The 2,342-nt window shown below is 49.6% G+C and carries 2 protein-coding genes; both read left to right on the forward strand.

Annotated elements, in window-relative coordinates; genetic code table 11:
* Positions 1-579: 579 nt before the first annotated feature.
* A complete protein-coding gene (locus tag ACRC27_RS08890) occupies positions 580-1,425 on the forward strand; it encodes an MIP/aquaporin family protein (RefSeq protein WP_438623229.1) in 846 nt (281 codons plus the stop codon).
* Between the two features lie 150 nt (positions 1,426-1,575).
* Positions 1,576-2,342: FGGY family carbohydrate kinase (locus tag ACRC27_RS08895; RefSeq protein ID WP_438639717.1), on the forward strand; the 767-nt coding region annotated here is incomplete at its 3' end.

The raw sequence follows: 2,342 nt of genomic DNA on the forward strand, positions 1-2,342 counted from the left end.
TATTGCCGATTGTACCCCACTGCTCGCTTGTACCACAGCCCTATCCACGCAGCTTTTTACTCTCTTTGCACATATATTGTGATTATTGCTCTCTATCCCCTGAAACATCAGGTTCGATAATGCGTATTCTGGTGCCAAATCATGGCTCGCAGTAGACAAAAAGCATCCCTCAGCTTAATCACCCTATTTGTATTTTTTTATATTGTTGCCTTGTTCTATGCAAGCACGACAAACCGACATAAAAAACCACTCCAGCAGCGCTGAGACATAAAAATAACATTACACTATATCGCGTTACATTCCACTGAATCTGCGCTTGATGCCCCACACCCACCAGCTTAATTGATTCAGCTATCAGAAAACGCGTAAAGAGCAGATTCCGCTACTTATTGCTAAATTTTGAGCCTGTTCACTAAAAAATGCGCAAAAAATCAGAAATCTTGACCGATAGCGCACATTCTATCTTTCTCATTTTTCGTATTCGAACTTTAACGTTACATTTACACCACGGGCCAGTTATCTGGTCTAACCAGTTACCTTGCCAATTGCGGATTCCACAATAACAACAGGACTGCAGATATGAGCGCCACTCATCACCCTACGCTTACCGCACAATGTACCGCTGAATTTATCGGAACCGGACTTCTCATCTTCTTTGGCCTTGGCTGTGTGGCCGCAGCTAATTTAGCCGGCGCAACCATGAGCCTGTGGGAGATCAGTATTATCTGGGGGGTTGGCGTGGCGATGGCCATTTATCTAACCGCCGGCGTTTCCGGTGCGCACCTTAATCCTGCCGTGACAATTGCTCTGTGGCTGTTTGCCTGTTTTGATCGTAAACGTGTGATTCCGTTTATCATTGCGCAAATTGCCGGCGCATTTTGTGCTGCCGCACTGATCTACTTCCTGTACGGAAATCTGTTTGCCAACTTTGAGGCAACCCACAATATCGTACGCGGCAGCGTAGAGAGCCTGCAAACTGCCGGCGTATTCTCTACCTACCCGCATGCGGCCATCAGTGTTGGCCACGCTTTTGTGGTTGAATTGGTGATTACCGCCGTTCTAATGGCGCTGATTATGGCACTGACCGACGACGGTAACGGTCTGCCGCGTGGCCCAATGGCCCCGTTGCTGATTGGTTTGGTCATTGCTGTCATTGGTGGTGCAATGGGCCCGCTGACCGGTTTTGCGATGAATCCGGCGCGTGATTTTGGCCCGAAACTGCTGGCATTCCTCGCTGGCTGGGGTGATATCGCCCTGACCGGTGGCCGTGATATTCCGTATTTTATTATCCCGATTTTAGCCCCGATTGTTGGTGCATGCTTAGGTGCTGCCGGTTACCGCGCCATGATTGGCCGTAACCTGCCCTGCAACAGCTGTAAAATAACCGATGACGATAATCCGGTGACAAAGATCATTCGTGATTAAGCACGTATAGCCATACCAAACCCATATGACCTGCCGTGTCAGCATTCCCTTAAAATACACGGCAGGCAGACAAAATAATCATCTGAATCATCGCGCATTAGCGCGTAAAATTAAGAATAACTGACCTAGGATAGAACAATGGAGTCGACGATGACTGAAAAAAAATTCATGGTGGCGCTGGATCAAGGCACAACCAGTTCACGTGCGATTGTTCTTGATCACGATGCCAATGTTATCAGTGTTTCACAACGCGAGTTTACCCAACACTACCCGCAAGCTGGCTGGGTAGAGCACGACCCGATGGAGATCTGGGGTACGCAAAGTGCCGTGCTGGTCGAAGTGCTGGCAAAAGCCGGTATCACCTCTGATCAGGTCGCCGGTATCGGTATCACCAACCAGCGTGAAACCACTATTGTGTGGGAAAAAGAGACTGGCAAGCCGATTTATAATGCCATTGTCTGGCAGTGCCGCCGCACTGCGCCTATCTGCGAAGCACTCAAAGAGCAAGGGCTAGAAGAGTACATCCGCCACAATACCGGTCTAGTGGTTGACCCTTACTTCTCAGGCACCAAAGTGAAGTGGATTTTAGACCATGTTGAAGGTTCACGTGAACGTGCCCAGCGCGGAGAGCTGCTGTTTGGTACGGTCGATACTTGGCTGGTCTGGAAGATGACCCAAGGGCGTGCACACGTTACCGACTACACCAACGCCTCACGTACCATGATGTTTAATATCCACACGCTAGACTGGGATACCCGCATGCTTGAAGCACTGGATATTCCACGTGCAATGCTGCCAGCGGTACGCCCATCCTCCGAAATTTATGGCCAAACCAACATTGGTGGTAAAGGCGGTACTCGTATCCCGATTGCCGGTATTGCCGGTGACCAGCAAGCCGCGCTGTTTGGCCAGATGTG

The organism is Plesiomonas sp. (assembly GCF_051650925.1).
Lineage (GTDB): Bacteria > Pseudomonadota > Gammaproteobacteria > Enterobacterales > CAMTGL01 > Plesiomonas.

What these genes read in the sequence shown, in the direction of transcription:
- ACRC27_RS08890 (WP_438623229.1), top strand. Translation starts at nt 580, where the DNA reads ATGAGCGCCACTCATCACCCTACGCTTACCGCACAATGTACCGCTGAA.